Annotated in this window: 20 protein-coding genes; 12 read left to right on the forward strand and 8 right to left on the reverse strand. The window is 54.4% G+C overall.

Features of this window, described 5'->3' with window-relative positions:
- Positions 1–80 precede the first annotated feature (80 nt).
- Complete coding sequence (locus KFJ24_RS06030) at positions 81–1028, reverse strand: hypothetical protein (RefSeq protein ID WP_250830162.1); 948 nt, start codon at positions 1026–1028, stop codon at positions 81–83.
- Between the two features lie 185 nt (positions 1029–1213).
- On the opposite strand from KFJ24_RS06030, the gene KFJ24_RS06035 reads away from it, so the two are divergent.
- Positions 1214–1768 carry a PaaI family thioesterase gene (locus tag KFJ24_RS06035; RefSeq protein WP_250830163.1) on the forward strand — a complete coding sequence of 185 codons (555 nt, stop codon included), beginning with the start codon at positions 1214–1216 and terminating at the stop codon, positions 1766–1768.
- A 13-nt stretch (positions 1769–1781) separates the two neighbouring features.
- On the opposite strand, the gene recQ is transcribed toward KFJ24_RS06035, so the two are convergent.
- Complete coding sequence (recQ, locus tag KFJ24_RS06040; RefSeq protein ID WP_250830164.1) at positions 1782–3650, reverse strand: DNA helicase RecQ; 1869 nt, start codon at positions 3648–3650, stop codon at positions 1782–1784.
- 213 nt (positions 3651–3863) lie between these two features.
- Between recQ and KFJ24_RS06045 the strand changes: the two genes are divergently transcribed.
- Positions 3864–5057, forward strand: coding sequence for a 1-acyl-sn-glycerol-3-phosphate acyltransferase (locus KFJ24_RS06045; RefSeq protein WP_250830165.1), 1194 nt, complete (start codon positions 3864–3866; stop codon positions 5055–5057).
- Positions 5058–5096: 39 nt separating this feature from the next.
- Positions 5097–5756, forward strand: coding sequence for an alpha/beta hydrolase (locus KFJ24_RS06050; RefSeq protein ID WP_250830166.1), 660 nt, complete (start codon positions 5097–5099; stop codon positions 5754–5756).
- On the opposite strand, the gene glgP (KFJ24_RS06055) is transcribed toward KFJ24_RS06050, so the two are convergent.
- From glgP (KFJ24_RS06055) to glgB, 3 genes are read right to left on the reverse strand one after another with little or no spacing between them, the layout of a single operon-like run.
- Complete coding sequence (gene glgP, locus KFJ24_RS06055; protein ID WP_250830167.1) at positions 5753–8305, reverse strand: alpha-glucan family phosphorylase; 2553 nt, start codon at positions 8303–8305, stop codon at positions 5753–5755. The genes KFJ24_RS06050 and glgP (KFJ24_RS06055) overlap by 4 nt on opposite strands.
- Positions 8306–8337: 32 nt before the next feature.
- Positions 8338–9801: a glycogen synthase GlgA gene (gene glgA, locus KFJ24_RS06060; protein WP_250830168.1), complete on the reverse strand. Its 1464-nt coding sequence runs from the start codon at positions 9799–9801 to the stop codon at positions 8338–8340.
- Entirely contained in the window at positions 9798–11684 is a 1887-nt protein-coding gene (gene glgB / locus KFJ24_RS06065; RefSeq protein WP_250830169.1) for a 1,4-alpha-glucan branching protein GlgB, read from the reverse strand. Before glgB ends, glgA begins: the two co-directional genes overlap by 4 nt.
- A 196-nt stretch (positions 11685–11880) precedes the next feature.
- On the opposite strand from glgB, the gene glgC reads away from it, so the two are divergent.
- The 5 genes from glgC (at position 11881) to glgP (KFJ24_RS06090) (ending at position 19421) form a co-directional block, all read left to right on the forward strand.
- A complete protein-coding gene (glgC, locus tag KFJ24_RS06070; protein WP_250830170.1) occupies positions 11881–13146 on the forward strand; it encodes a glucose-1-phosphate adenylyltransferase in 1266 nt (421 codons plus the stop codon).
- Entirely contained in the window at positions 13136–14863 is a 1728-nt protein-coding gene (locus KFJ24_RS06075; protein WP_250830171.1) for a glycoside hydrolase family 57 protein, read from the forward strand. Before glgC ends, KFJ24_RS06075 begins: the two co-directional genes overlap by 11 nt.
- The gene (gene malQ, locus KFJ24_RS06080; RefSeq protein WP_250830172.1) at positions 14860–16353 is read left to right on the forward strand and encodes a 4-alpha-glucanotransferase; all 1494 of its coding nucleotides are present in this window, start codon (positions 14860–14862) and stop codon (positions 16351–16353) included. Before KFJ24_RS06075 ends, malQ begins: the two co-directional genes overlap by 4 nt.
- A 174-nt stretch (positions 16354–16527) precedes the next feature.
- On the forward strand, positions 16528–16848 hold the full coding sequence (locus tag KFJ24_RS06085; protein ID WP_250832567.1) for a PilZ domain-containing protein: 321 nt from the start codon (positions 16528–16530) through the stop codon (positions 16846–16848).
- 41 nt (positions 16849–16889) lie between these two features.
- On the forward strand, positions 16890–19421 hold the full coding sequence (gene glgP, locus KFJ24_RS06090; RefSeq protein ID WP_250830173.1) for an alpha-glucan family phosphorylase: 2532 nt from the start codon (positions 16890–16892) through the stop codon (positions 19419–19421).
- Between the two features lie 4 nt (positions 19422–19425).
- Here the strand turns inward: glgP (KFJ24_RS06090) and KFJ24_RS06095 are convergent, their stop codons facing one another.
- Positions 19426–20838, reverse strand: a complete 1413-nt coding sequence (locus KFJ24_RS06095; RefSeq protein WP_250832568.1) for a TrkH family potassium uptake protein — start codon at positions 20836–20838, stop codon at positions 19426–19428.
- Positions 20839–21086: 248 nt separating this feature from the next.
- On the opposite strand from KFJ24_RS06095, the gene KFJ24_RS06100 reads away from it, so the two are divergent.
- From KFJ24_RS06100 to KFJ24_RS06110, 3 genes are read left to right on the forward strand one after another with little or no spacing between them, the layout of a single operon-like run.
- On the forward strand, positions 21087–21629 hold the full coding sequence (locus KFJ24_RS06100) for a porin family protein (protein ID WP_250830174.1): 543 nt from the start codon (positions 21087–21089) through the stop codon (positions 21627–21629).
- Positions 21630–21651: 22 nt separating this feature from the next.
- Complete coding sequence (locus KFJ24_RS06105; protein WP_250830175.1) at positions 21652–22224, forward strand: ACP phosphodiesterase; 573 nt, start codon at positions 21652–21654, stop codon at positions 22222–22224.
- Positions 22224–22811 carry an ATP-dependent zinc protease family protein gene (locus tag KFJ24_RS06110; protein WP_250830176.1) on the forward strand — a complete coding sequence of 196 codons (588 nt, stop codon included), beginning with the start codon at positions 22224–22226 and terminating at the stop codon, positions 22809–22811. Before KFJ24_RS06105 ends, KFJ24_RS06110 begins: the two co-directional genes overlap by 1 nt.
- A gap of 10 nt (positions 22812–22821) precedes the next feature.
- Here the strand turns inward: KFJ24_RS06110 and KFJ24_RS06115 are convergent, their stop codons facing one another.
- Positions 22822–23571, reverse strand: coding sequence for a CLCA_X family protein (locus KFJ24_RS06115; protein ID WP_350455568.1), 750 nt, complete (start codon positions 23569–23571; stop codon positions 22822–22824).
- A 184-nt stretch (positions 23572–23755) separates the two neighbouring features.
- Complete coding sequence (locus KFJ24_RS06120) at positions 23756–24097, reverse strand: c-type cytochrome (protein WP_250830178.1); 342 nt, start codon at positions 24095–24097, stop codon at positions 23756–23758.
- Positions 24098–24704: 607 nt separating this feature from the next.
- Here KFJ24_RS06120 and KFJ24_RS06125 point away from each other — a divergent pair.
- Positions 24705–26168 (forward strand): malate:quinone oxidoreductase, encoded by a 1464-nt coding sequence (locus KFJ24_RS06125; RefSeq protein WP_250830179.1) that lies wholly within the window; start codon positions 24705–24707, stop codon positions 26166–26168.
- Positions 26169–26189 lie beyond the last annotated feature (21 nt).

Consider the following 26189-nt stretch of genomic DNA (forward strand, 5'->3'; position numbering starts at 1 on the left):
GCTGAAACTCAAGTTCACGGACATTTATGCAGTTGGAGCATACGCCATACCCTGGACCAGAATGTTTCCCGTCTCAGAATCTAATTGCTCAGAACTTCGAGGCGGCGACGCAGGTCTTCCTGCGTCAGTCGTCCGATATTGTGAGATTCTTCACTGAGGAACGGATTATCGAGAACGATGATATTTCGCCTGTCCAGATTCAGGACTTTAATTGCACGCCCATAGAAATCCTTGAGAAAACCGGCAAAGTTACCATCGTTGATTGCGCGCTCCATGCCGAGCTGTAACCGTTGAGCAGTTTCCTGGTCCTGTGGCCCCACAAAAAGAAACGAGGGCATGGGGTACGCAATTAATAGATCCGGTTCCACCAAAAGGTTCGGGTCTTGTTCGATCTCAAGATCATACAAAACCTCGCTCACTCCCCGTGCGAAACATTCGAATCGCTCGTTCCTTAACATTCCGAACAGAATTTCATAGCGTGAGTGGGTAACCACCTGAATTCCGCTGGACTCCAGAACGGGCGTATCCGGCCAGTGTATACCCTGACCAATGCGTATACCGGCATCTTTAAGGTCGTCGAGCGTGTGAATACCGTCGAAGAGCGGAAGTTTGTCGGGGAGAACGATACAAACACGAAGGCCAAGCAGGCCTCCATCAACCGGAATAGGTATCGGGGTCAGAAAACGTTCTCTCTCAGAGGCGGTGGCAACATTGGCAATATCAACCAGTCTCGATTGCTTCCGGCTCAGTTCGCGAAGGACCCGCCCCTGACTGAGCTCCTGGCTTCTCACCAGGCGGAACGCCCCGTATTCGGGGGTTTCCTTCAGTGCGAGTTCAACGAGAGCGCGAATGGCGGGGCTGTCGTAGTTTCGGTACCAGAGGATGTAGTCACGGGTCTCGTCTGATGAGCCATAAGCGTTCGGAAGCAAAAGAAGCGATGTAAACAGCAGGCACAAGATCACAAAGAGCTTATGGCAACCCTGGTTTCGCGCCTTGATGTTGTATGACATGGCAGCGGCTGGTTTCAAGTTCAGAATCCTTTCTGTCGCCGGAATCGGTTCCGGGATTGAGCGGTAAAACGCGCCAAATGTCCCCACTTTAGAACAAAAAATGTGGGAGAAACGCTTAAACTTTCAAAAATTATGTAAAAGAATCTTGCGGTAGGCAGGGGTGATTGCAATCATCGGGACTTTCTCATGAGCAGAACGACGTTATGGCACTTATCGACAACATCATTGGCGCAACCGGACAGTGGGTCGCAGGCACAGACCCCAAGGCCACCCTGGCCACGCCGCTGGCATGGTTGAGAAAAACCAGTGGCTACGCTGCTGTAAACCGAATCATCGGTCTTTCCATCCCATTTGCACCTAGGAACGGGTTCAGCGTGGAGGAAGTAACGCCAGGTTATGTGCGGGCAAAAATCAAGCTGAAAGGCAACAAGAACCACTTCGGAAGTATGTATGCCGGGGCCTATTTTCTAGTCGCGGAGATTCCCGGTGGAGTGCTCTCGCTCTTTGACCTCGGGCCTGCCTATACACCGATCCTGAAAGAAATGACCTTACAGTTCATGCAGCCTGCAAATTCCGATGTCACCGTTGAATTCTCCCTTTCACCGGAGCAGGTCACAGCCATTCTCGAAGAGGCAGACACTACCGGAAGGGCTAAATTTTCGCTGGAAGGGCTGTTGCACGATCAGGAAGGAAATCACGTGGCCACGTCTGTCGCTCACTATCGGGTAAGAAAGAAAGGCTTCAAGCCGGCGGAGTGATCCACCGGCTCTGTCAGGCCCGATCAAGCCTAACGATGGCGTCCAGGAAAATCTCGCCATATTTTTTGAGCTTGGCGGCCCCGACGCCGCTCACCTCTGCCAGTTCATCAAGATTGCGGGGCCTGCGCTCCAGCATGTCGAACAGGGTGGTGTCGTGGAAAATCACATAGGGAGGCACGCCCTGTTTGTCCGCCAGTTCTTTACGGCAGGCCCGCAATGCGTCCCAACCCGCCTGATCCGTGATTTGCTCGCTGAAGCCCGGACCATTGCGGCTTCCTGAAGAACGGCCGGTGGTTTTTTTGACGACTGGGTCCTTGCGCAATTCGACCTGCCGTTCGCCTTTCAGCAGCGCCCGACACTCTTCCGTTAATTGAAGCGCACCGTAGCCCTCGGGGTCGGCTCTTAAAAATCCGTTTGCAACCAGTTGCCGGAACACGGATTTCCACTCATTTGAGGAAAGCTCTGTGCCGATTCCATAGGTGGAAACCTGGTGGTGACCGGACTGAAGAATGCGTTCATTTTCGGATCCCCGGAGAACATCAATCAGGTAGGTGACACCAAATCGCTGCCCCGTGCGATAGACGCAGGAGAGGGCTTTCTGAACTGCAACGGTTCCATCCCAGGTTTCTGGTGGGGTCAGACAGGTATCACAGTTGCCGCAAGGTTCCTCCAGAATGTCTCCGAAATAGCGCAGCAGGACCTGGCGGCGGCACCGGGTCACCTCGCACAAACCAAGCATGGCGTCCAGTTTCTGACGTTCCACTCGTTTGAAATGATCGTTCCCCTGGGAGGCCTCAAGCATCTGCCGTAGCTTGATCACGTCCTGCAGGCCATAAACCATCCAGGCGGTAGACGGCTTTCCGTCGCGGCCGGCCCGGCCAGTCTCCTGATAATAGGCTTCCAGACTTTTGGGCAGATCGAGGTGGGCCACAAACCGGACATCGGGCTTATCGATACCCATACCAAAGGCAATGGTGGCCACGATAATAACGCCGTCTTCCCGAAGAAATCGCTCCTGATGCCTGGCGCGATCTTCCGATGGCAGGCCAGCATGGTAGGGCAGAGCGGTGTAGCCTTTACCTGCCAGCATCTTTGCGGTCGCGTCCACCTTGTTGCGCGACAGGCAATAAACGATGCCGCAATCACCATCATGTTCCGCTTTAATAAAATCCAGTAACTGTTTGTTTGCATTAATTTTAGGGGCAATTCGGTACTGGATATTGGGACGATCGAAGCCACTAACGAAATGGCGAGCCTCGGTCAGTGTCAGCCGTTCCGCAATTTCCTTCCTGGTCCGTTCATCGGCTGTTGCAGTGAGGGCGATGCGGGGCACCCCGGGAAACTCAGAAGCCAGCATACTGAGTTGCAAATAATCGGAACGGAAATCATGGCCCCACTGGGAAACACAGTGCGCTTCATCGATGGCAAACAATGAAATGGAAGCGTCATGCAGCAGATCCAGGGTTCTGGTCTGGATCAGGCGTTCCGGAGCGCAGTAGAGGAGATCCAGTTCGCCGGTCATCAGGGCGTATTCGGTTTCCCTGGCCTGCTCGAAATCCATGGTGGAGTTCAGAAATGCGGCCTTTACTCCGAGCTCTTTCAGGGCCGCAACCTGGTCGTGCATAAGTGCGATCAGCGGGGAAATGACAATGGCGGTCCCGGGGCGCACCAGCGCTGGCACCTGATAACACAACGACTTGCCGCCGCCGGTCGGCATCAGAACCAGCGCATCACCGCCGTTTACCACTTCCCGGATGATGTCTCCCTGCAAGGGGCGGAACGCCTCATAACCGAACACTTCGTGGAGTACCTGTTCCGGCTCCTTTCGGGACGCAGTCGGACGTTCTGTTGCCAGTTGTTCAAAATCCTGTTCAAAGTGCATAGGGTAACCGGTTGTCCGGTTTCGAGCCGGAATAGGTGCAGGAATACGGGGCCGCGCAGGCAACGGCGGCAAATGATAACAGATTCATTGCCATGGTTGGCCAGATCAAGCGCAGTATGGAGGCAAAGCAGCCAGAGAAACGATACAATACCGCCCTTTTCAAACTACCGTTTCACGGCATTCTGTGTCAGACACCGAAAAAACAGGGCTTACATGCAGGACTTTGATGCCATCCGTCCTTATTCGGACGAAGAAACCGGCCCGGCCATCCGTCGCCTGGTCAATGATCAGGAATTTCTGGATATGGTCGGCCGCTTTAAATCACCGACCCTTGCCCGGTGGGCTCCCGCAGTGCTGCGGGTGTTCGTCCGCCGCTGGCTGGCGAGCCATTTTGGCAAGTATCACCGGGTTGATGATCTACAGGCAGGGCTTTCCTCCTACGTTGGAGAACTGGTGGACCACACCACAACCCGGGTGACGGCCAGTGGCCTGGAGAATCTTGATAAACACAGCGCCCATCTGTTCATTTCGAACCACCGGGATATCGTGTTCGACCCGATGGTGGTGAATTACCTGTTATTCCAGAACGGTTTTCATACCACCCGGATTGCGATTGGAGACAACCTTCTTTCCAATCGCGTGTTCGCCGAGATGATGAGGCTGAATAAGAGCTTTGTTGTAAGACGGAACATGACCAGTCCACGGGAAATGCGCGATGCGTACATCACGCTCTCTGCGTTCATCAATCACAGCATTGAGACCAACCAAAGCATCTGGATCGCCCAGCGAGAGGGTCGGGCCAAAGACGGGCTGGACTTTACCGATCCTGCGATCATCAAGATGTTCTACATGAGCTGTAAAAAGAGCGGTTTGAGCTTCGCCGAAGCCATGAACCGTCTTCACATCGTGCCGGTGTCGATTGCCTATGAATACGACCCCTGCGATGTAGACAAGGCAAAGGAACTGGAAACGCGCGCACGAACCGGTAGCTACACCAAGACTGAGGGTGAAGACACCGATCAGATAATGCGCGGGCTTACAGGTTTCAAGGGCCATGTGCACGTGCATTTCGGTGCACCTATCATGGATTGCCCTGAGACACCGAAAGAACTGTCTTCCCGCATCGACCGGGAAATGCACGCTAATTACCATCTGCATGCGTCTAACCTGGCCGCCCATCAGCTTCGGGGCATTCACCCGGAAGCACACTCCACGCCGGAACGGGTCAGTGATTCGGTAGTAACGGCAGAAACCTGGTCTCCTGCTGAACTGGAAGCAGCCGAAGCCGAGCTGGAACGGCGTTTGGATGGCTGTGATGCGGCAATCCGTCCCTATCTTCTCGACATGTATGCCAACCCGGTCACTACTGCGCTGGAAGCCAATGACGACCAGCAGGTCACCGGCTGATGTCGGCAACATATTCACCGATTTATAGTGAGGTACTGAGTGCAGGATCTTGAGTATATTGAACTGGAAACCGCCCCTGGCCCAACGGCCACAGTGATCTGGCTGCACGGCCTTGGTGCCAGCGGGCACGATTTTGAACCGGTGGTTCCCGAACTGGGTTTGCCAGAGGATGCCGCGGTACGATTTATTTTTCCGCATGCTCCGAATATGCCCGTTACGATCAACGGCGGTATGACAATGCCGGCCTGGTACGACATTAAGGCCATGGACATTGATCGGATCGTGGACACCGATCAGTTAATGAGTTCCGCCGGGTCGGTTGGAAAGCTGGTAGACCGGGAAATAGAGCGTGGAGTGCCTGCAGAAAAAATCATCATTGCCGGATTTTCGCAGGGTGGGGCGGTTGCCTATGAACTGGGGCTGAGCTACCCGAAGCGTCTGGCCGGTGTTCTTGCCTTGTCCACCTATTTCGCAACGGCAAAAACGATTCAGGTCTCTGAGGCAAACGCCGAGATTCCCATCAGCATCTATCATGGCAGCTTTGACCCGGTCGTTCCGGAATCACTCGGTGTCCGGAGTGTGGAAACCCTCAAGGCGATGGGATTCAGCCCGACCTATCAGACCTTCCCCATGGAACACAGCGTGTGTCTTGAGGAAGTTCTGGATATCGGCCGCTTCATCCGTAAACACGTGCTCTAAACCCAAAGCATGGCTCCCATCTCCAGTGGGTGGGAGAGTGAGTCGGAAAACGGGTACATTCGCAGCTTCAGTGTTTGCAAGCCAGGATACGGCGGAGGAATCCGGGCTGCGAAGACGGTTACTCCTTCGCGCTGCTCTACCTGCTCCAGCAGAAAATGATCCGGGCCGGACGACTCATGGCTTCCGGTACATTCCGGATTAACCAGACACTCGACTCTCACATCATCGGCCGTTAAGCCATTGAGTTCAGCTTCCACCCGCAGTTCGACGGTTTCATCAAAAGAGCAACGACTCTCAACGCAACCCTGGACTCTGAGCGAGACACCGGGCCATGCCTCACGGATCCGCTGCTTCCATCCGGCCAATTCAGAAGCCACTGCACCATCTTGCGCAACCATTTTTTTACCCTGGTCAGAGGCAGGGCGGTAATAGCGCTCTACGTAGTCCATCACCATTCGCTGGGCGTTGAACCGGGGCATAATCGACTTCATGGAATTTTTGGACCGCTCTACCCAACCCTTCGAGTATCCCTGTGATGCCCGGTCGTAATAAAGCGGTACGATCTCGAATTCCAGCAGGTCCAATAGATCTCGGGCTTCTTCCTCATTGCGAAATTCCGGGTCCAGACCGGTGTCCCGGGGAGTAATCGCCCAGCCGTTCTGACCGTCATAGCCTTCGCCCCACCAGCCGTCCAGTACGCTGAGATTAAGCGCACCGTTGATAGCTGCTTTCTCTCCCGATGTGCCGCTGGCTTCCTTCGGATATTCCGGGGTGTTCAGCCAGACATCGACACCACTCACCAATCTTCGGGCCATGGCCTGGTCGTAATCTTCCAGAAGAATGATGTGGCCGATCAGGGCGGGGTGCATGGAAAGGTCATGAATCACCTTGATCAGGTGTTGTCCGGGATCGTCCTTCGGATGGGCTTTGCCTGCAAAGACCAGTACCACTGGCCGCTCCGGATCTGTCAGAATGCGCTCAAGCCGCTCAAGGTCCGAAAATATCAGCGTGGCCCGCTTGTATGTCGCAAAGCGCCTGGCGAAGCCTATTACCAGTGTGTCCTTGTCCGGCGAGACAAGTTGACGTGTCATGCGATCGGTTACTGAATGCCCCGTACCATTGCGGGCATGCTGATACCCGAGCCTCTCGACAACGTACTCTCCCATTTGTTGCTTAAGGGCCTTGTGCACACTCCAGTAGTGATAATCAGGAATGCCGTCGACAAAACTCCAGAATTCCGGATTACGCAGTTCGCTCTTCCAGGCGGGCGTCTGTATATCAAACAGGCTGGACCATTCGGGGGCAAGAAACGTTGGCACGTGAACACCGTTGGTTATGTACCCGATAGGATTCTCGTCGGCCGGAATCTGGGGCCAGATATCGCCTTCCATAACAGATGCCACAGTGCCGTGGATACGACTGACACCATTGTGGAACCGTGAGCCCCGGAGACCAAGGCTGGTCATATTAAACGTATCACCTTCGGTTTTTGAGCCAAGCCCGAACACCTTTGCAAAATCCAGCCCCGACTCTTCCAGATAGGTCCCTAGTGCATGGTTCATCAGTTCCCTGGTGAAGACATCGTGCCCGGCCGGCACCGGTGTGTGTGTCGTGAATAGCGTGGCTGCGGCAACGGCTTCCAGGGCGGACTCAAAGTCCAGCCCACCGGCCATGGCCTGGCGACACCGCTCCAGTATCTGGAAGGCGGCGTGCCCCTCATTGATATGCCATACCGTCGGCTTAAGGTTGAGCGCCTCAAGCACGCGGGTACCCCCGATCCCCAGTAACATTTCCTGGCTGATACGGGTTGATTCGTCGCCGCCATAGAGCTGTAACGTGAGCTCCTGGTCTTCGTGGCTGTTTTCGTCGGTATGGGTATCCAAAAGGTATAGCCGGATATGACCCACCCGGGCTTCCCAGACGCGCGCTACCACTGAACGTCCGGGGAAGGGCACAGAGACCTTCAGGAGTTCGCCGTCCTTTTCCACTGGAGTGATCGGTAATTCATCGCTGGCATGAGACTTGTACCTGGCAACCTGGTGCCCCTTCGGATCAATGCTCTGGATGAAATAGCCCTGCTGGTACAACAACCCGACGGCGACAAAGGGAAGCCCCAGATCGCTGGCTGCCTTGCAGTGATCCCCTGCCAGAATGCCGAGCCCGCCGGAGTAGATCGGGAAGCTTTCATGAAAGCCGAATTCGGCACAGAAATAGGCAACCAAAGAGGTTTCCGGGTCCAGCCTTTCGGCCACTTCGGGACCTGGTTCGGACTCGAGATATGCATCGTAACTGCCCAGAACTCTTCGATATTCTGATAAGAACGCGCGATCCTCGGAAGCTTCGTCCAGACGTTCCTGAGCCACTCGCCGGAGAAAGAGCTTGGGATTGTGCTCCACCTTTTGCCATAGGGGCAGGTCAATTCGCGCGAACAGGCCTCGCACGCCATGGTTCCAGCTATAGAAAAGGTCGTTGGCCAGTTCGTCGAGTCGTTCCAGAGCTTCCGGGATACTCGGACTCGCTTCGAGCCGGAAATGGGTAACTTTATGCATGTTGGTTGCCTCCTTTTGGGCAAACGCTCACATCAAGCCTGCAAAGACGGTTGTCGTTGGGCCAATATCTCTTGATAAAGCTCCCCATAGTGCCTGGCACTCTGCTTCCAGGAGTAGTCGGCGGACATGCCATTGGCTTGAAGCCGACGCCAGGTCTTCCTGCTTTTGAAGCAGTCCAGAGCACGTTCGATGGCTTCCAGGAAGCTGGCAGCATCGGGGTCACGGAAGGAGAATCCGTTGGCCGCGTTCATCCCTGCCTCTGACGGGTCAAAGACGGTATCTTTCAGACCACCTACAGCATGGACCACCGGAATCGTGCCGTAACGGAGACTGTACATCTGGTTTAGGCCGCAGGGCTCAAACCGTGAAGGCATCAGGAACAAATCGCTCCCGGCCGTGATGCGGTGTGCGAGTGACTCGTTATAGCCAAGGGTTAGTGAGACCTGCTCCGGCCATCCCCGGGCCAGGCGTTTCAGTGGTTCCTCATACCGGGCCTCTCCGGAGCCGAGCAAGGCAAACTGGCAACCGCGTTCCAGTAGCGGTGGCATCACATCAAGCAGCCAGTCCAGACCCTTTTGTTCAACCAGTCGCCCTATAAATCCCAGCACCGGTGCACCGTTCACTTCCAGCCCCAGCTCCTGCTGAAGCCTGGTTCGGCACTGAACCTTACTTTTAAGGTGATCTTTTCCATAGTGGAATTCCAGATGTTCGTCGTCTTCCGGATTCCATTGGCGGGTATCAATGCCGTTGAGAATACCGGAAAGCCGGGCCTGCCGGTGGCGAAGCAATCCATCAAGGCCATAGCCGAATTCGGGGCTCTGGATTTCCCTTGCGTATCCGGGACTGACCGTGGTTATTTGGTCACTGAACACAAGGCCGCCCTTGATAAACGATAGCTGACCGTGGAATTCCAGCTCCTCAAGTCGCCAGAGTGAATCCGGAAGACCAAGCGCCCGAAACATGTCCCATGAAAACAGACCCTGATAGGCAAGGTTGTGAATGGTAAATACGGTTCCGGGGCGATTATGGCAGGAGTTGAGGAGAGCGGGTATCAGACCGCTTTGCCAGTCATTGCAGTGAACAATATCGGGCACCCAGCTCAGGCCCGCTCTTCCCATTGCCATCATGACGCCTACCCGGGCAAAAAGATGAAAGCGATGGGCGTTATCCCACCAGTCTTCACCCTCGTCGTTCTGGTAGGGATTGCCTGGCCGGTCAAACAGGGGGGCGCAATCAACCAGCCACAGTGTAACCGCAGTACCCGGAAGTCGGGTGCGCCAGAGGCTGACGTCGTACTGGCCAATGCTGAATCGTGCTTTACGCCTTGAACCTGCCTTGCGAGCTGCCGCAATAGCGGAAGGGTAGCCCGGCAGGAGAATGTGTACATCGTATCCGCTTCGACAAAGAGCCTCGGGCAAACTTCCCGATACATCGGCCAGCCCGCCGGTTTTCACCACAGGATAGACCTCGCTGGTCGCAAACAGCACCCGATTCATGATGCTGGCCTCAGAACGACGGCTCCGAGGGGCGGCAAGGTAAGCTGCAGTGACCAGTTCCGCTGCATCCAAGGCTTATCGTCTGCGACCATGGGAAACGGGTTTCCCACGTTACTTCCGCCATAGTATTCGGAGTCTGAATTGATGACTTCTCGCCAGGCGCCCGCCTGCGGCACTCCGATGCGGTAGTGGTAACGGGGGATCGGGGTGAAATTGACCACAACAAGAGTCAATTCACCGTTGGCGGTACGCAGGTAACTGATGACCGACTGCGGCGAATCATGGCAGTCGATCCATTCGAAGCTCCCGGGCGTGAAGTCCTTGCCGTGAAGCGAGACTTCATGGCGGTAAAGAACATTGAGATCCTGCACCAGCTTTTTCAGCCCCTGATGCTCAGGTTGCGCGAGCAACCCCCAGTCCAATTCCCTCGACTCACTCCACTCCCGGCTCTGGCCGAATTCGCCGCCCATGAACAGGAGCTTGGCACCGGGATAGGTAAACATGTACGTGAAGAGTAACCGCAGTGTAGCCCGCCGTTGCCACTCATCTCCGGGCATTTTGTTGATCAGGCTGCCCTTGCCGTGAACAACTTCATCATGGGAGAGGGGAAGCATGAAATTTTCCGAGAAGGCATAAAGCAGGCCGAAGGTGAGCTTGTCATGATGATATTGCCGGTATACCGGGTCCTGTTCCAGGTAGTCCAGGGTGTCGTGCATCCAGCCCATGTTCCATTTCAGGTTGAACCCGAGCCCGCCAATTTCCTGGGGCCGGGTGACCGCAGGCCAGGACGTGGATTCTTCAGCGATGACCAGGGTTCCCGGGAAGCGCTGCTGACAAACCCGGTTCAATTCCCGTAAAAACTCGATCGCTTCGAGGTTTTCATGTCCGCCATGAATATTTGGCAGCCATTCGCCTTCTTCCCGGGAGTAGTTGAGGTAAAGCATTGATGCGACTGCGTCTACCCGCAAGCCATCTATGTGGAAGGCGTCCAGCCAGAACAGCGCGCTTCCGATCAGAAAATTACGAACCTCGTGACGGCCGTAGTTATAGATCAGTGTGCCCCAGTCCTTGTGTTCGCCTTTTCGGGGATCTTCATGCTCGTACAGTGCGGTGCCATCGAACCGGGCGAGGGCATGATTATCGGTCGGGAAATGGCCCGGCACCCAATCCAGAATCACACCAATGTTGTGTCGGTGGCACTGATCCACCAGATACCGTAAATCGTCCGGAGTGCCAAAACGGCTGGTGGGGGCATAGTAACCGGTGGTCTGGTAGCCCCAGGATTCATCCAGCGGGTGTTCTGTCACCGGCAACAATTCAATGTGGGTGAAACCCATTTCAAGTACATAAGGCACCAGCTGATCTGCCAGCTCCCTGTACGTCAGCCAGCGGCCGGAGCCATGGTGTCGCCACGATGCGGCGTGCACTTCATAGACCGAAACAGGCGCTTCCTGCCAGTTCCAGTGTCCCCGGCTAGAGAGCCAGTCACCGTCGCCCCATCCGAAACAGCCCCTTTCCGTCACCACGGCGGCGGTGGCGGGTCGGAGCTCAAACCCCTGGCCGTAGGGGTCGGTTTTAAGAAGTTGCCGGCCCGTGCTGGTGGTAATTGAGAATTTGTACAACGCCCCGACGACGACATCCGGAATGAAAAGAGACCAGACACCGGTGCCTTCATGGAGCGTCATGGGATGGCTGGAAGTGCTCCAGTCGTTGAAGTCACCTGTCACGCTCACCGCTTTGGCACTTGGCGCCCAGACTGCAAAACGTACCCCTTCGGTTCCTTTGTTTTTACAAATGTGGGCACCAAGCACATTGTAGATGTGCCAGTGGCGGCCTTCGTTAAACAGATGCAGATCAAAGTCGCTCAGGGTAGGGCTTTCCATAGACCACACTCATTCCTGAAAAGGGGAGTTTCATTGGACGCCATGTGCGTTGGTCAAAAAATGACTCACAACAATTTTACGCCATAATTCCATGATACTGTTCTAATATTATTGCGTTAGTCAAAAACAAGTCGAACTCCGGTGTCTGAGCGCTGACACCGGAGCAGAAGACCTTTGGGTTTTCAGGGAAGCTACTATGCAAACGACCAAGCGTTACGTCAGTCGTCTCACACGACAAACCCTGGCACTGGTTCTTGCCGGAGGGCGCGGATCCCGCCTTCACGACCTCACCAAATGGCGAGCCAAACCTGCCGTTCCCTTCGGCGGCAAGTTCCGTATCATCGATTTTCCGCTCTCCAACTGCATCAACTCGGGTATTGGTCAGGTTGGCGTAATTACCCAGTACAAATCCCATTCCCTGATACGGCATATTCAACGCGGCTGGGGGTTTCTGCGAGGTGAGCTGGACGAATTCGTAGAGCTTCTGCCGGCTCAGCAACGCATTGAAACGTCGTGGTACGAGGGCACCGCGGATGCGGTACTCCAGAATCTCGATATCATTCGCAGTCACATGCCCGAGTATGTGCTTATCCTCGCTGGCGACCATATCTACAAGATGGATTACGGCACCATGCTCGCTGCCCATGTGGAAAATGGCGCCGATATTACCGTGGGCTGCATCGAGGTGCCCCTTGAGCAGGCATCGGAGTTTGGCGTGATGTCGGTTGATGACGATCTCCAGATCACCGAGTTTGTCGAAAAGCCCGCCAGGCCGAAGGCCATGCCGGGGTCGTCCGGGACGGCACTGGCATCGATGGGCATCTACGTTTTCAGTACTCAGGTGTTGTTCGAAGAGTTAACCCGTGATCATGAAATGGTCGGGGCTTCGTCCCACGATTTCGGCAAGGACATCATCCCCTCGGTAATAGGCAGGCTCCGGGTTATGGCGTTCCCGTTCCGTGATCCCGTGCAGAATAAAGTCGCCTACTGGCGTGATGTCGGTACTGTGGATGCTCTGTGGCAGGCGAACCTGGAGCTCATTGGCATCAGTCCCGAACTCAACATGTACGACTCGCAATGGCCAATCTGGACCTACCAGGAACAGCTACCCCCTGCCAAATTCATCTTTGACGATGAGAATCGTCGGGGCACTGCGGTGGACTCGATGGTGGCGGGCGGCTGTATTGTGTCCGGAGCTCTGGTCCGGCATTCGCTGCTCTTTTCCCAGGTGCGAATCCATTCATTCAGTGATGTCGAGGATTCCGTTATTTTCCCGGACGTGGAAATCGGCCGGCACTGTCGCATTCGAAAAGCACTCATCGACCGGGGATGTCGTATTCCCGACGGCTCCCGCATCGGCTTTGATGAAGCGGAAGACCGAAAGCGCTTTCATGTTTCCCCCAAAGGCGTGGTTCTTATAACCCCCGAGATGCTCGGGCAGGATTATCCTCATGGCCTCTGACTCCAGAACACCCGTGGTCCTGTGCTGGCATATGCACCAGCCTGGTTACCAGGACCTCAGCAATGGCCAGTTTCTGTTTCCCTGGGTTTATCTCCATGCCATCAAGGACTACAGCGACATGGCGGCCCACCTTGAGGCCCACCCGAACGCCCGAACGGTCGTAAATTTTGCGCCAATACTCCTCGAGCAGATCGAAACCTACCTCATTCAGATTGAACGCTGGCGCCACGGCGCGGGACAGATCGGAGATCCATTACTGGCAGCGCTCGTCGCAGAGACTCTGCCCGAGGCCGGAACGCCGCTCTTTCAGGATCTGGTGGAAAAATGCCTGCGCGCCAACCGGGATCGGATCATCCGCCGGTTCCCGGCCTATCAAAGGCTTGCCGAACTGGCGGATTTCTATAAAGAAAAGCCGGAAATGCAGCGTTATGTGTCCCCCATGTTCCTGGCGGATTTGCTGGTGTGGTATCACCTGGGATGGATGGGCGAAACCATCCGGCAGGAGAACCATTGCGTTCGAAGCCTTCAGGAAAAAGGCTACGGGTTTTCACAGGATGATCGGAACGCACTTCTGAATGTCATTTCCGAGGTCCTCGCCAGCATCGGTCCGAGGTATCGCCATCTCGCCGAGAAAGGCCAGGTCGAGCTTTCAGTCAGCCCCTATACCCACAGCATGCTGCCATTGCTGATTGATCTGGCGTCAGCGCGTGAGGCCATGCCGGATATTACACTGCCTCAACACGATCATTATCCCGGGGGCGAACTCCGGGTCAGTTGGCAGCTCCAGCAGGCGAAGATCGTATTCCAGCGATTTTTTGGCCTCGAACCAACAGGTTGCTGGGCATCCGAGGGTGGGCTCAGCCAGGAAACCCTCGGATTTCTGGACCAGCATGGTTTCCGCTGGACAGCCAGCGGCGACTCGGTGATTCACAACAGTATCAACCGGGCCCGGGAACTTGACAGTTCTGCTCCAGATTCCGACACCCATCGGCCGTTCAATTTTGGTGATTCCCCGATTACCGTTTTTTTTCGGGACGACGGGCTGTCCGATCTGATCGGGTTTACCTATGCAAGCTGGCATGCATCAGACGCAGTGGGGGACCTTGTTCATCACATGGAGAACATTGCCGCTCATGGCAAGCGGGGATCCAAACCCGTGATCTCCATCATTCTGGATGGTGAGAACGCCTGGGAGTATTACCCCGAGAACGGCTTTCATTTTCTGGATGAACTCTATGGCATGCTGGAAGATCATCCACACCTGAGACTGACCACATACCGCGAACTGATCGCCGAGCCGGTCTGTCAACCGGTTCAACTGCCTCACCTTGTTGCCGGCAGCTGGATTTATGGCACGTTTTCCACCTGGATAGGTGACCCAGACAAGAACCGGGCGTGGGATCTTCTGTGCGAAGCAAAGTTGCATTACGACCGGATGATGGACAATGGCAACCTTAATGCCGATCAGAAGCAGGCCGCCCGGCGTCAGTTAGCTATCTGTGAGGGGTCGGACTGGTTCTGGTGGTTCGGGGACTATAATCCCGAACAGATCGTCAGTGACTTTGAGCATCTCTACCGTCGGCACCTGGTGAATCTCTATGATCTCATCGGATTCCCCCCGCCAGCCTCTGTATTCCATCGGTTGAGCCAGGGCAGCGGAGAGCCGACGCACGGTGGTGCCATGCGGCCAGGGCATGACCAGGATGCTCAGGCATGACGTATAGCGGGGCCAGGGATGCCCTGTTCACCAAACGCCGAATCGGAGTATTGCTTCATCCGACTTGCCTCCCCGGTGACTGGGGTATTCTGGGAAGAAGCGCGCGTAAATTCGCCGACTTTCTGGCGGACGCCGGTATAGGTGTATGGCAGACACTTCCTATCGGGCCGACACACGCAGACATGTCTCCTTACCAGTCGCTTTCTGCCCACGCCGGTAACCCCGATTTCATTGACCTTGCGGAGCTGATCCCTCCAGGGCTCCTGCATACCGGCGATCTGGCGAGGGCGGATGAGAATGGCGGTCGCAAAAACCTTCTGGAGCTGGCCGCACAGCGATTTTTCGATCAGTCAGTCAGCGTCCCGGAAGGCCTCGATCATGACAGCTATGAGCGTTTTCGGGAGTCTAACGCGTACTGGCTGGATGATTTCTCTTTGTTTTCCGCCGTTCGGGAGTCACAGCCCGGGATTAGCTGGCTGCAATGGCCAACCGAGCTTCGTGACCGTCATCCGGAAGCCCTGAAAGCGTTCGCAGATCAGTCAGCTACGGTCATCAAGAGAATTCGTTTCGAACAGTTCGTGTTTCATCACCAATGGCAGGCGTTGCGAGAGTATGCTCACGCACGTGGCATACTGATGTTTGGCGATATTCCCATATTTGTCGCTCATGACAGTGCGGACGTCTGGGCGAATCGGGAGCTGTTCAAACTGGATGCCCAGGGCAACCCCACCGTAGTAGCCGGGGTGCCCCCGGATTATTTTTCTTCGGAAGGTCAGCACTGGGGCAACCCGCTCTATGACTGGGACGCCATGGCCGAGGATGGCTACCAGTGGTGGCTGCAAAGGCTGGACAGCCAGCGCCATTTGTTTGCATTAACCCGCATTGACCACTTTCGGGGGCTTCAGGCCTATTGGGAAATTCCCGCGGACAGGCCCATGCCGAAAGATGGATACTGGGTGCCAGGGCCGGGGGCACACTTTCTGGAGGCCTGTTTCCGCAAGTTTCCAGATTTACCTCTGGTTGCTGAAAATCTCGGAATCATCGGTGAGGAAGTGGAGCAACTAAGGCGGGATTTCCGGTTGCCAGGTATGACCGTACTTCAGTTCGGGTTTGATGGGAGCCCGGATAACCCGCATCTTCTCCATAATCATCAGGAACGGGATCTGGTTTATACCGGCACCCATGACAATGACACCACCCTCGGGTGGTATCGAAGCCTGGACAGCCATACCCGTCAACACGTGAACAGCTATCTGGAGACCAGTGGCGAGGAGATGCCCTGGCCGGTCATTGAAGCCGCTTTCCGGTCTGTTTCTTCGCTGGCCGTTGTTCCCATGCAGGATTTTATGGGGCTTGATAGTGCAGCGAGGTTCAACACCCCGGGAACGACCGAAAATAACTGGATCTGGCAGCTGAACTGGGCTGCGTGCCCGGCGGACCTTAGTGACCGAATACGCAATCTTGCTGAATTATACGGAAGATTAACATGACTACTGATCGATATTTGATCAGTATCAAAAAGTGATCGGACAGAGTTGGATATAAACTACGCAGTACTGGTCAAACAAAAAGCGTTATCCATCGAGTCATAGGGAGGGGCCATGGAACACAGGCTCAGCAAGCGCGTATCAGGAAAGCTTGGGTTGTTGGTATACAGGCGGGGCATGCCAGTTGCGACTGGTCAGATCCGGGATGCATCCAAACGCGGCCTTTTTGTCGCCACCGACTATACCGATGTCCAGCTTAATCAAACACTGGAAGTTGAATTCCGGTTCCCTGACCGGCAGGGGAAGCAGTTCCGGAGGCTCAAGGCGCATGTGGTCAGGAAATCCGACAACGGTTTGGGCGTCGATTTTGACGGTGTCGAGAACGATCCGTTCACTATTTCTTCCCTCATCCGGTGGCTCCAGCAACACCATCTCATTGGAAATTATGATCCCGGCGAAGTAATACAGGGGCATTTTTCAGGTCAGGGAGGGTCATAGCCTCTCGCTAAACCTCCATTTCTCGTTTCGGGACTACGCCAGTGCCCCTTGCTGCTTATACACCCAGGCACATCCCCGAGGCCCTTTCGGGCCTCTTTACCCTCGCGCTCGATCTTCGGTGGAGCTGGCAACATGGCAGTGATGACCTTTGGCGGGCGATCGACGCAGAGATCTGGGACGCCACTCGAAATGCCTGGCTGGTTCTCAACAGTGTATCGGGCGAATGGCTAGATTCCCTGGCCGAGAACGACACTTTCAAGGTTCTCTATGAGCGGCAGCTTGAAGACTATCACCGGTTTACCCATGCCCAGACCTGGTATTCCGACGACTGCAAAGGCGAACTCGACAAAACCGTCGCCTTTTTCTGCATGGAGTACGGGCTGACCGAATCACTGCCCCTTTATTCCGGTGGCCTTGGGGTACTCGCAGGAGATTACCTGAAAGCGGCCAGCGACCTGGGAGTTCCTGTCGTGGCCGTGGGATTGCTGTATCAGCAAGGCTATTTCCGCCAGAACATTAACGCCGAAGGTCAGCAACTGGAGTTTTACCCTTACAACGACCCGACCATGTTGCCTGTCGCCCCGCTCACGGACCAGGACAAACAATGGGTGAGGGTAGTGATTCCCTTCGCCGGACGCAGTGTGAGGTTGCGGGCATGGCGCGCGCAGGTCGGACGATGCGAGTTGCTGCTCCTGGACAGTAATGATCCCAGAAACGAACCCGGCGACCGCGGGATTACCAGTGAGCTATACAGCAGCAACCCGGAAAAGCGCCTGCAGCAGGAGATTGTGCTCGGTATCGGTGGATGGCGACTGCTTCGCAAACTGGGCATAGAGCCCGCGGTATGCCACATCAATGAAGGCCACAGCGCGCTTGCGTTCCTGGAACGTGCCTTAAGCTGGCAAAGCGATCACGGCACCGACTTCGAAACGGCTCGAATGGCGACCCGGGCGACCAACCTGTTTACAACCCACACATCTGTTGCTGCCGGATTCGACCATTTTTCTCCCTCCCTGATCAGGCTTTACCTCGACCCCTGGATGAACGGTAACGGGTTCACGATGGATCAGCTTATGAGCCTGGGAAGCAGCAGCGGAGGGCACTCGCTCAGGGCGAGCGATGACGCCTCTCTCAATATGGCCCAACTGGCGCTTAACCTCTGCGGGCGGATAAACGGGGTAAGTCACATTCATCAGCAGGTTACCAAGGCATTGCTCCAGCCCTATTTTCCGCGCTGGCCTGCAGCAGATATACCCGCGGAATATGTAACCAACGGTGTTCATACGCCGAGCTGGGATTCTCCCGAGGCAGACGAGGTCTGGACCAAAGCTTGTGGTCAGGATCGCTGGCGTCGCCCTATGGAGATCATGACGCCGATGGCCGACATTCCGGATACGGATCTCTGGTCCATGCGCCGTAGCCAACGCAGCCGACTTGTAAGGTATCTCCGGCAACGTCTTTCAAGCCAGCACTGCGAGCATGCGCGAGGAAACAATCCTTCGGCGGCCTGTGGACTGCTACTCGATAACGAAACCCTGACGCTCGGTTTTGCCCGCCGTTTTACCGACTACAAGCGTCCGGACCTCCTTTTGAAAGATCAAACCCGTTTACTGGCTCTGCTAAATAACCGGGATAAACCATTACAAATCGTCCTTGCTGGCAAAGCCCATCCTCAGGATCACCGGGGTAAAGAGTTGATAAAGCACTGGAAGGAGTTTTCTTATCTTCCTGATGCAGAGGGAAAAGTTGTCTTCATCGAGGATTACGATCTGGGGGTTGCTGCCCAACTGATCCAGGGCGTGGATGTTTGGCTTAATTGCCCCCGTCATCCCTGGGAAGCCTGCGGAACCAGCGGCATGAAGGTATTGGTAAATGGCGGCTTGAACCTGTCCCAATACGACGGCTGGTGGGCGGAAGCCTGGTCTGAGGATGTCGGTTGGGCGATAAGGCCGGACGCCAACTTTGAAGCGTTAAGTCGTTCAAATGAACATGATCATTCGGATGCAATGGAACTTTACAACCTGCTTGAGAACGAGGTTGTTCCGGCCTTTTACGAGGTCAATGGGGATGGTCGCCCTGAGGGCTGGATCAAACGGATCCGGGCCAGTATGAATGGCCTGACGGCACGTTACTCGGCCAATCGGATGATCCGGGAATATGTGGAAAGCTTCTACCTGCCGATGGTCAAAAACGGCAATCTGAGAACCCCCGATACGGCTGCAGCAATGGCGGGTGAGTACCAGGAGCTTGCGACGCAGTGGTCACGCCTGCGTTTCAGTTCGTTTGAAGTGAATGAATCCGATGGCATGCAAACCTATACCGTCGATGCTTACCTGGATGGCCTGTCAGAACGCCGAATCACCGTCGAACTGGTAGCCGACGCTTCTGAATACGGACCCCGTGAGGTCCGGGAAATGACAATGAAGCATCAGCTCGAGGGCTCAGGGCACGGATTTATGTATGAGTGTACGGTCGCCGCGCGGCCCCATGGGCACTTCACACCACGCTTGCGAGTAAGGGATGAGCGCCTGAACCTTCCGCTTGAAAACGCCTCGGTGCTCTGGCTGAAATGAGCCGTCAGCTGCGCCAGAATCCTGGTGACAGCACAACCACGACACTCAGTATCTCAAGGCGCCCCATCAGCATTCCGACGGCAAGGAGCCACTTGGCGCCATCAGGCAGGGTGCCAAAATTACCCGCCGGCCCGATAATATCGCCAAGACCGGGCCCGACGTTGGTAAGTGCTGTCAGTGCTCCGGAAAGGGAGGTCACGAAATCCAGCTGCATCGCCGCGAGTGCGATGGTCATGAGCAACAAACACAGCAAAAAGATGAAGGTATAGGCAATCATGGAAGAAATAATTTCGTCGCTCACAGCCCGGCCGTTGTAGTTCCGGGTTAAAACAGCGCGTGGATGCAGCAAACGCATCAATTGCTCTTTCAGAATGATCAGGGACAGCTGAAAACGGAAGATCTTCATCCCGCCTGCGGTTGAGCCGGAGCAGCCACCAACGAACATTAAAAAGAAGAACAATACGAAGGCCAGCGGTCCCCAAGCGGAATAATCCTCCGAAGCATAGCCCGTGGTAGTCACCACTGAGGTGACGTTAAACAGGGTGGCCGTGTAATTGTGGAGGGGGTCGAAGGGAACTGGCGAAACAAACCAGCGGTAGAGCGTGAGCAGCGCCGGAACCACAAATAATATAGCCAGGAACAGCCTCACTTGCTGATCCCGGAATAGTACCCCGTGCTGGCCGTGTAACTCACGAACGAACAGGAAAAACGGCAAACTCCCGATGATCATGAACAGTGTCGCTTCCATGAGGATCAGGTCGTTGAACTTGCCCATGGACAGGTCAGAGGTTGAAAAGCCACCGGTGGCAATGCTTGTCAGGCCATGGTTAAACGCATCAAAGATGGTCATTCCCGACAGCCAGTAGGTAACGACCGCGGTAATGGAGATAACCATATAGACGAAAAGAAGGCCGCGGCTAAGGGTCTTCATGCGAGGTAAAGCCTTATCCGTCCACTCGGATGATTCCGTTGCGAAAAGGCGCATTCCACCCACGCGCAGGAACGGCAGAACGGCAACAAACATGCCGATGATCCCGATCCCGCCTATCCATTGAAGGATCGAACGCCATAGAAGCAGGTCGCGATCCATGGTATCCAAGCCGTCGAATACCGTCGCGCCAGTCGTAGTGATACCGGACGAACCTTCAAAAAAAGCATCTGCAGCGGAGATGTTGTTATCACTGAGATAAAAGGGAAGAGCGGCGAAGATGGCTATGATGAACCAACCGGAGACGGTCAGAACAAACATGTACCGCGGCTTTAGATCACTGGATTGCCGGTAGGTGGCGATAATTCCAACCACGCCGATGAAACAGGCAATTCCGGCCGATTCCGCAAACGCCATGGCATTCGGCGCTACAGAACCAGCCAAAAAGATGACCGGGAGCGTCATAAAAATGCTGAGCAGCACAAACATGACACTGAGAATGAATATAACGGGATAGAGGTTTCTCAAAGGATGCTCAAGCCAGCTGAACCAAGAGACGGCGTCAGAATACCTGTGGGTGCCGCCTTCCGCAAGGAAATGGACGTCTGCGGCGCCAATTAACGGAGGATTACATCACTGTAAATAACAGGTAAATGCGGATCTTTCTTATGGTAAATACCGTTCAGTTGATGCAACTTTCATATTGAACGCCGATTTCATCGGATAGGGAGAAAAACATGAAACACATTCGTTCATTAATTGTCGTATTTACCACCGGCCTGGTTGCAGCAGGTTCTGCCGGCGCTCAGGACATGTACAAGTCCGGAGTGGGCGGCCTTTATACCGGTTTGAACTATACCTTCATGAATCTGGATGCAGGGTCTCAGGATGCTGATGTGGGCACGTTGTCCGCAAAGGTAGGCGTGATGGCGACGCCATTCCTCGGGATTGAAGCACGCGGCGGCTTCGGTGTTGATGATGACCGGATCGGTTTCGCCGATTACTCACTGGACAATTTTTTCGGGGGTTATGCCACGTTTAACCTGGCTAACGAGTCGCCAATGACTCCGTATGCGATTCTCGGGTTTACACGGGTAGAAGTTGAAGCAGACTTTCCCACGGCGACCGTCACCGAAGATGAGACCGACGTATCGTATGGTATCGGCCTGAACATGGAATTCGCTCCCAACGTCTCCGGCAACCTGGAATACATGCGATACTATGATGATCGAGACGTCACCGTTGATGGCTTAGGGGTCGGCGTTCAGTTCAATTTCTGATTGCGGATTATCAGGAGTTCGTTTGAATCATCTTGCCCACGCATTTCTCGCACCGGACTCTCCGGAGGCTCGCGTGGGCAGTATTCTTGGAGATTTCACCCGGGGCGTTGATGTTTCAGCGCTCCCGGCCCAGGTACAGCATGGGGTCCGGCACCACCTGGCCGTCGATGGCTTTACCGACAGGCATCCAGAAGTTCTTGCCAGCAAAAGACTTTTCTCCAGGGAAAGACGCCGTTTTTCAGGTGTAGCCCTCGACATTCTCTACGATCACTATCTGTTAAGACACTGGCAACGATTAAGTCAGTGTGACCGTGATACCTTTGTGCACGACATTTATGGGGAGCTTCAGGATCTGGAGCACCTTATGCCGGCCCATATGGTGAAAGTGACACGACGTATGGTCGGGCATGACTGGTTTGGAGCCTACGAAGACCTCGAGAACATCGGTTTTGCACTCGATCGCGTCGCCGGTCGCATCCGTTTTCCAAACCAGTTTGAGGGGATCATCGAAGAAATTCGGGTCAATGATTCCGAGCTTGAGGCTAGATTTCTGGAATTTTTCCCTGAATTACAGAGGTTTGCAGGAGATATTTAATGAGGTTTTTAGGTGTTTTGGCACTTGTGCTGAGTCTTGGGTTTCAGGCTGGTGGCGCGTTTTCGGCGGAGTCAGACACCGAGGCCCGTGTTCCAGAGACTCTCGGCTTCGTTGAGTGGGTGGTTATGAAAGACACTGGCCTTCGACTCAAAGCACGGCTTGATACAGGCGCAAAAACCTCATCACTGCACGCGGTTAATGTGCAGGAGTTCAACAAGAACGGGCAGGAGTGGGTTAGCTTTCAGGTCCCCCTCGGAGACCACGAGGACCAGCCCAGTGAAGGGGAGGTTGACCATGACGCCGTTATTCTCGAATTCGAGCGCCCGATATACCGAACCGTTCTCATAAAAAGAAAGGGCGCGCCGTCACAGCGGCGCCATGTGGTGAAAATGGAATTCTGCATTGCCGGGACCATCCATGAGACCCAGTTTTCACTGACCGATCGAGGTAACTTTTCCTACCCGGTGCTACTCGGGCGGCGCTTCATGCGTGACGACGATATCCTTATCGACTCGTCTGACAGCTTCCTGGCTCAGCGTGAGTGCCAATACAGCACACTTGAAGAGCTTGCCAGGCAGGCCCGTTAACTCAAATACCCTAATTGATTTGTCTCCCGGCGCGATCAGCCGTTCTCTTGAGCGCGCGCCCAAGACTGTTGAAATAGTCTTCAAAGGCAGAGCACACCCGATCGCGCTCCGCGCCTGTGGGGTAAAGCCCCATGCGGGCTTCTTCTGAGTCCCGGGTGCCCTTTACCAGGAAACTGTTTCTGGGAGCTTTGTCTTCAATAAAGGCCTCGAATGCCCGGGCACACATTTCTTCAGGATTTGCCCAGTAAAGCTTTTGCTGCAGGCGGTCTGCAGATCGAGACGCGACAAACAACTCACTCGGGCGAGTACCGTCTTCATTAAGCAGGATTGCCTCAAAGCAGCGAAACAGCAGGGCAGTAAGTGAGTGGTGCCTGAACTGGTGACTCGAAAGCCACAACGAACTGGCGAAGGAGCCTCTGGCGGGCTGAACAAAAACCTTGCTGGCGATGTAGTGATCAAAGGCATGAAACCATTCATGCGCCAGGCTGCCAGCCCCCGCGTTCTTGGCAAGTGCCAGTTGCCGGGTAGCAGGAATATAATGGGCGCAAACACCGGGCTGGCCGCCAATGCCGTACTGAAGGCCAAGGGTGCTTTTAAGGGAAATGACTTCCTCTGGCACTTTCAGGGTTTGCATCAGAGTGACCAGAGCCTCATAAAATCGAACCGCAGCCCGACCCCGCTCAGACTCTGTCACCCAGCGACCAATTTCAATGCTTCTGAAATCGTATTGGCGCCGGATATGTATGAATGAAACGCCCAAATGCCGCCCTCAAGCCAGATGCTGTATGGATGAACAGTATGATAGTGAGCATGGTGGGGTAATGCAAACAGGAAAGACGGTTACGGGAGCAGGGGATAGTTGGAAGAAAGCCAGGTATAGAATCTATCCGAGCCCAGCAGGCCGGTGTATTTCAAAATAACACCGCCCTGCTGGCGTACATCGTTTACTCCTTCATATCGAAGATCCAGGTTACAAGCTTTTCGGCTTCCTCCTGACTGACTTCAGCGCGAGCGTCCATCTCTGGCATCTTTGCAGATCCCCAATGATCTTCACCGCCTGTGAGGACAACCTGAACCAACCGGTCATACTCTTCCATGGTGTATCGCTGGGCAATGCTCGGGAAGGAGGGGACTCTCGGTAACTCTTCACTCGTGGTGTGGCAACCCATGCACTTCTTTTCCTCAGCCAATTGCATGGTGGTCATGCCATGTGAATCGGCCAATGCGGTAAAAGACCCCATGCACAGGCAGCTTGCCAGTGTGGCTGATATGACTTTGTGTTTCATATCTGATCCCTCTCTGATCATCCAAATTGATTCAGACGAGATGACTGCAATTGGTCTAGACCAATTTTCCTACCTCACTTTAAAAACTAGACCAAAAACCGTGACTAATCCATAAGCTGGCGCCCGCAGCATCGCCACTATGGCAATGCTGATAGCACTCAGGGATTGCCGATAATGCTTATCGCAGGCTTTTGGGGCGAATTTGCCCGATTAGTCGCTATCTGTTTCTGATTCAGTTAGTTTTCGTAGAGACCACCGTTGTGCAGAGCCAGGTTCGCAATTCTCTGCGGGGAAGTAATGCCTCAAAGGCCTCGGGTAATCTGAAACTCTTTAAGGCTCCGTACCTTCATGAGCGAGTCATTTTGATCCGAGCTGAAAAAACGTGTTATAGCTCAAGGCAATGCCTGACTCACCATATGTTTGCAAAGGAGAAGGTACCCTGGGAAGTAAACGAAAGGCACATGCAGGCTGTGACCAGATTTACGCCTCTGATGCATGTCTCTGCGCACTGGATGAAGGCATCCTCGAATGCTCCTAACAAAGCCCCTGATTAACTCTTTTAAGTTATTGACCATTTTCCAAAAATTGACACTGGCGAGTAGACTTTATGAACGTAATTATCATCGGCGCGGGAATTATGGGAACCACTTTTGCCACTTTGGCGAAAGAGTTGGCGCCCGAGTTGGATGTCACCATTCTAGAGAGACTTGATGGTCCCGGGGCGGGTAACTCATGGGCGTTTAACAATGCGGGTACAGGACACGAAGCGAACTGTGAACTGAACTATACCCCGGTGGATGAAGAGGTCATTTCGGTTGAAAAGGCCCTGAAGATCCACGCCCAGTTCAATATTGCCAAGCAGTTCTGGGCTTATCTGGTCGGGAAGGGTGCTATCAAAGACCCGCAAACGTTTATTAATCAAACCAAGCACTGCACCATTGTTTCCGAATCTTCAATCGAAGAACTCAAATTGCGATTCAAGGAAATGTCCGCTCATCATTTCTTTGAGCACATGCGTTACTCAGAAGATTTCGACGAAATAAAAAGCTGGATTCCCTACACCATGGAGGAACGCCCTCGCCATGAAAAAATGGCGGCTACCGTCATTGAGACGGGCACGGACGTCAATTTTGGTGCCCTGACAGAGCAAATGGCGGCCTATGCCGTGAATGACCTTGGCGTTAAAATTCAATACGGCACCCATGTTAAGCGTGTGCATCGTAGCCCAGCCGGAAGCTGGCTTATAGAAACTGACAGGCAAGGGGAATCGGTTCAGTATAGGGCAGATGTGCTTTTTGTAGGCGCAGGTGGGGGAGCCTTCCCAATCCTGAAAAAGAGCCACTTGCCATTCCGTGGCCGTTACACCGGCTTTCCCGTGGGCGGTCGGTTTTTACAGGCGCCGATCAGCGCGGAGCAGGCCGATCATTACCGGGCCAAAACTTATGGTAAAGCCAAGGTTGGCGCACCTCCCATGTCCGTGCCACACCTGGATTTGCGGATAGCGGATGGTAAGCACTACTTGTTGTTTGGTCCTTTCGCATCATTCAAGCCGGTTCTTGAGAAAGGACGTGGATTTTTTGATTATCTTGGCTCAATGCGCCTGCATGATATCCCTGGCTTGCTGAACGTCGCCCTGGAGCATTTCCCCCTGGTCAAATACCTGGTTTCGGAGACCTTCAAGGGCGAAAAGAGCATGTTTGAGGAGCTGGACAGCTTTGCTCCGGGCATGAGCAAAAAATTCGACTGGAAACCGGTTGAAGCCGGTCAGCGAGTCCAGATCATTAAGGACGGGGACCTGCAAATGGGCACGGAAATTCTGGTGTCCAAAGACAAAACATACGGAACGTTACTGGGGGCGTCGCCCGGGGCATCGGTTTCGCCTGAAGTCATGTTGCGCTGCCTGGAGGAACTGTTGCCATCTGTTTGTGCTAAAGAAGGGGCCAGGGAAAAGAAAAAAGAGATTTTTCCAGAAGATGGCCTGGATACATTAGCCGATGATCCTGATCGTTACCGGGAGATTCGCGATGCCGTCAATAAACAGTTGGGGATAATCCAGCCCAAGGCGCAATGAGATCGAACTACACAGCCAATA

Source organism: Marinobacter sediminum (genome assembly GCF_023657445.1).
In the GTDB taxonomy this organism is placed as follows: Bacteria; Pseudomonadota; Gammaproteobacteria; order Pseudomonadales; family Oleiphilaceae; genus Marinobacter; species Marinobacter sediminum_A.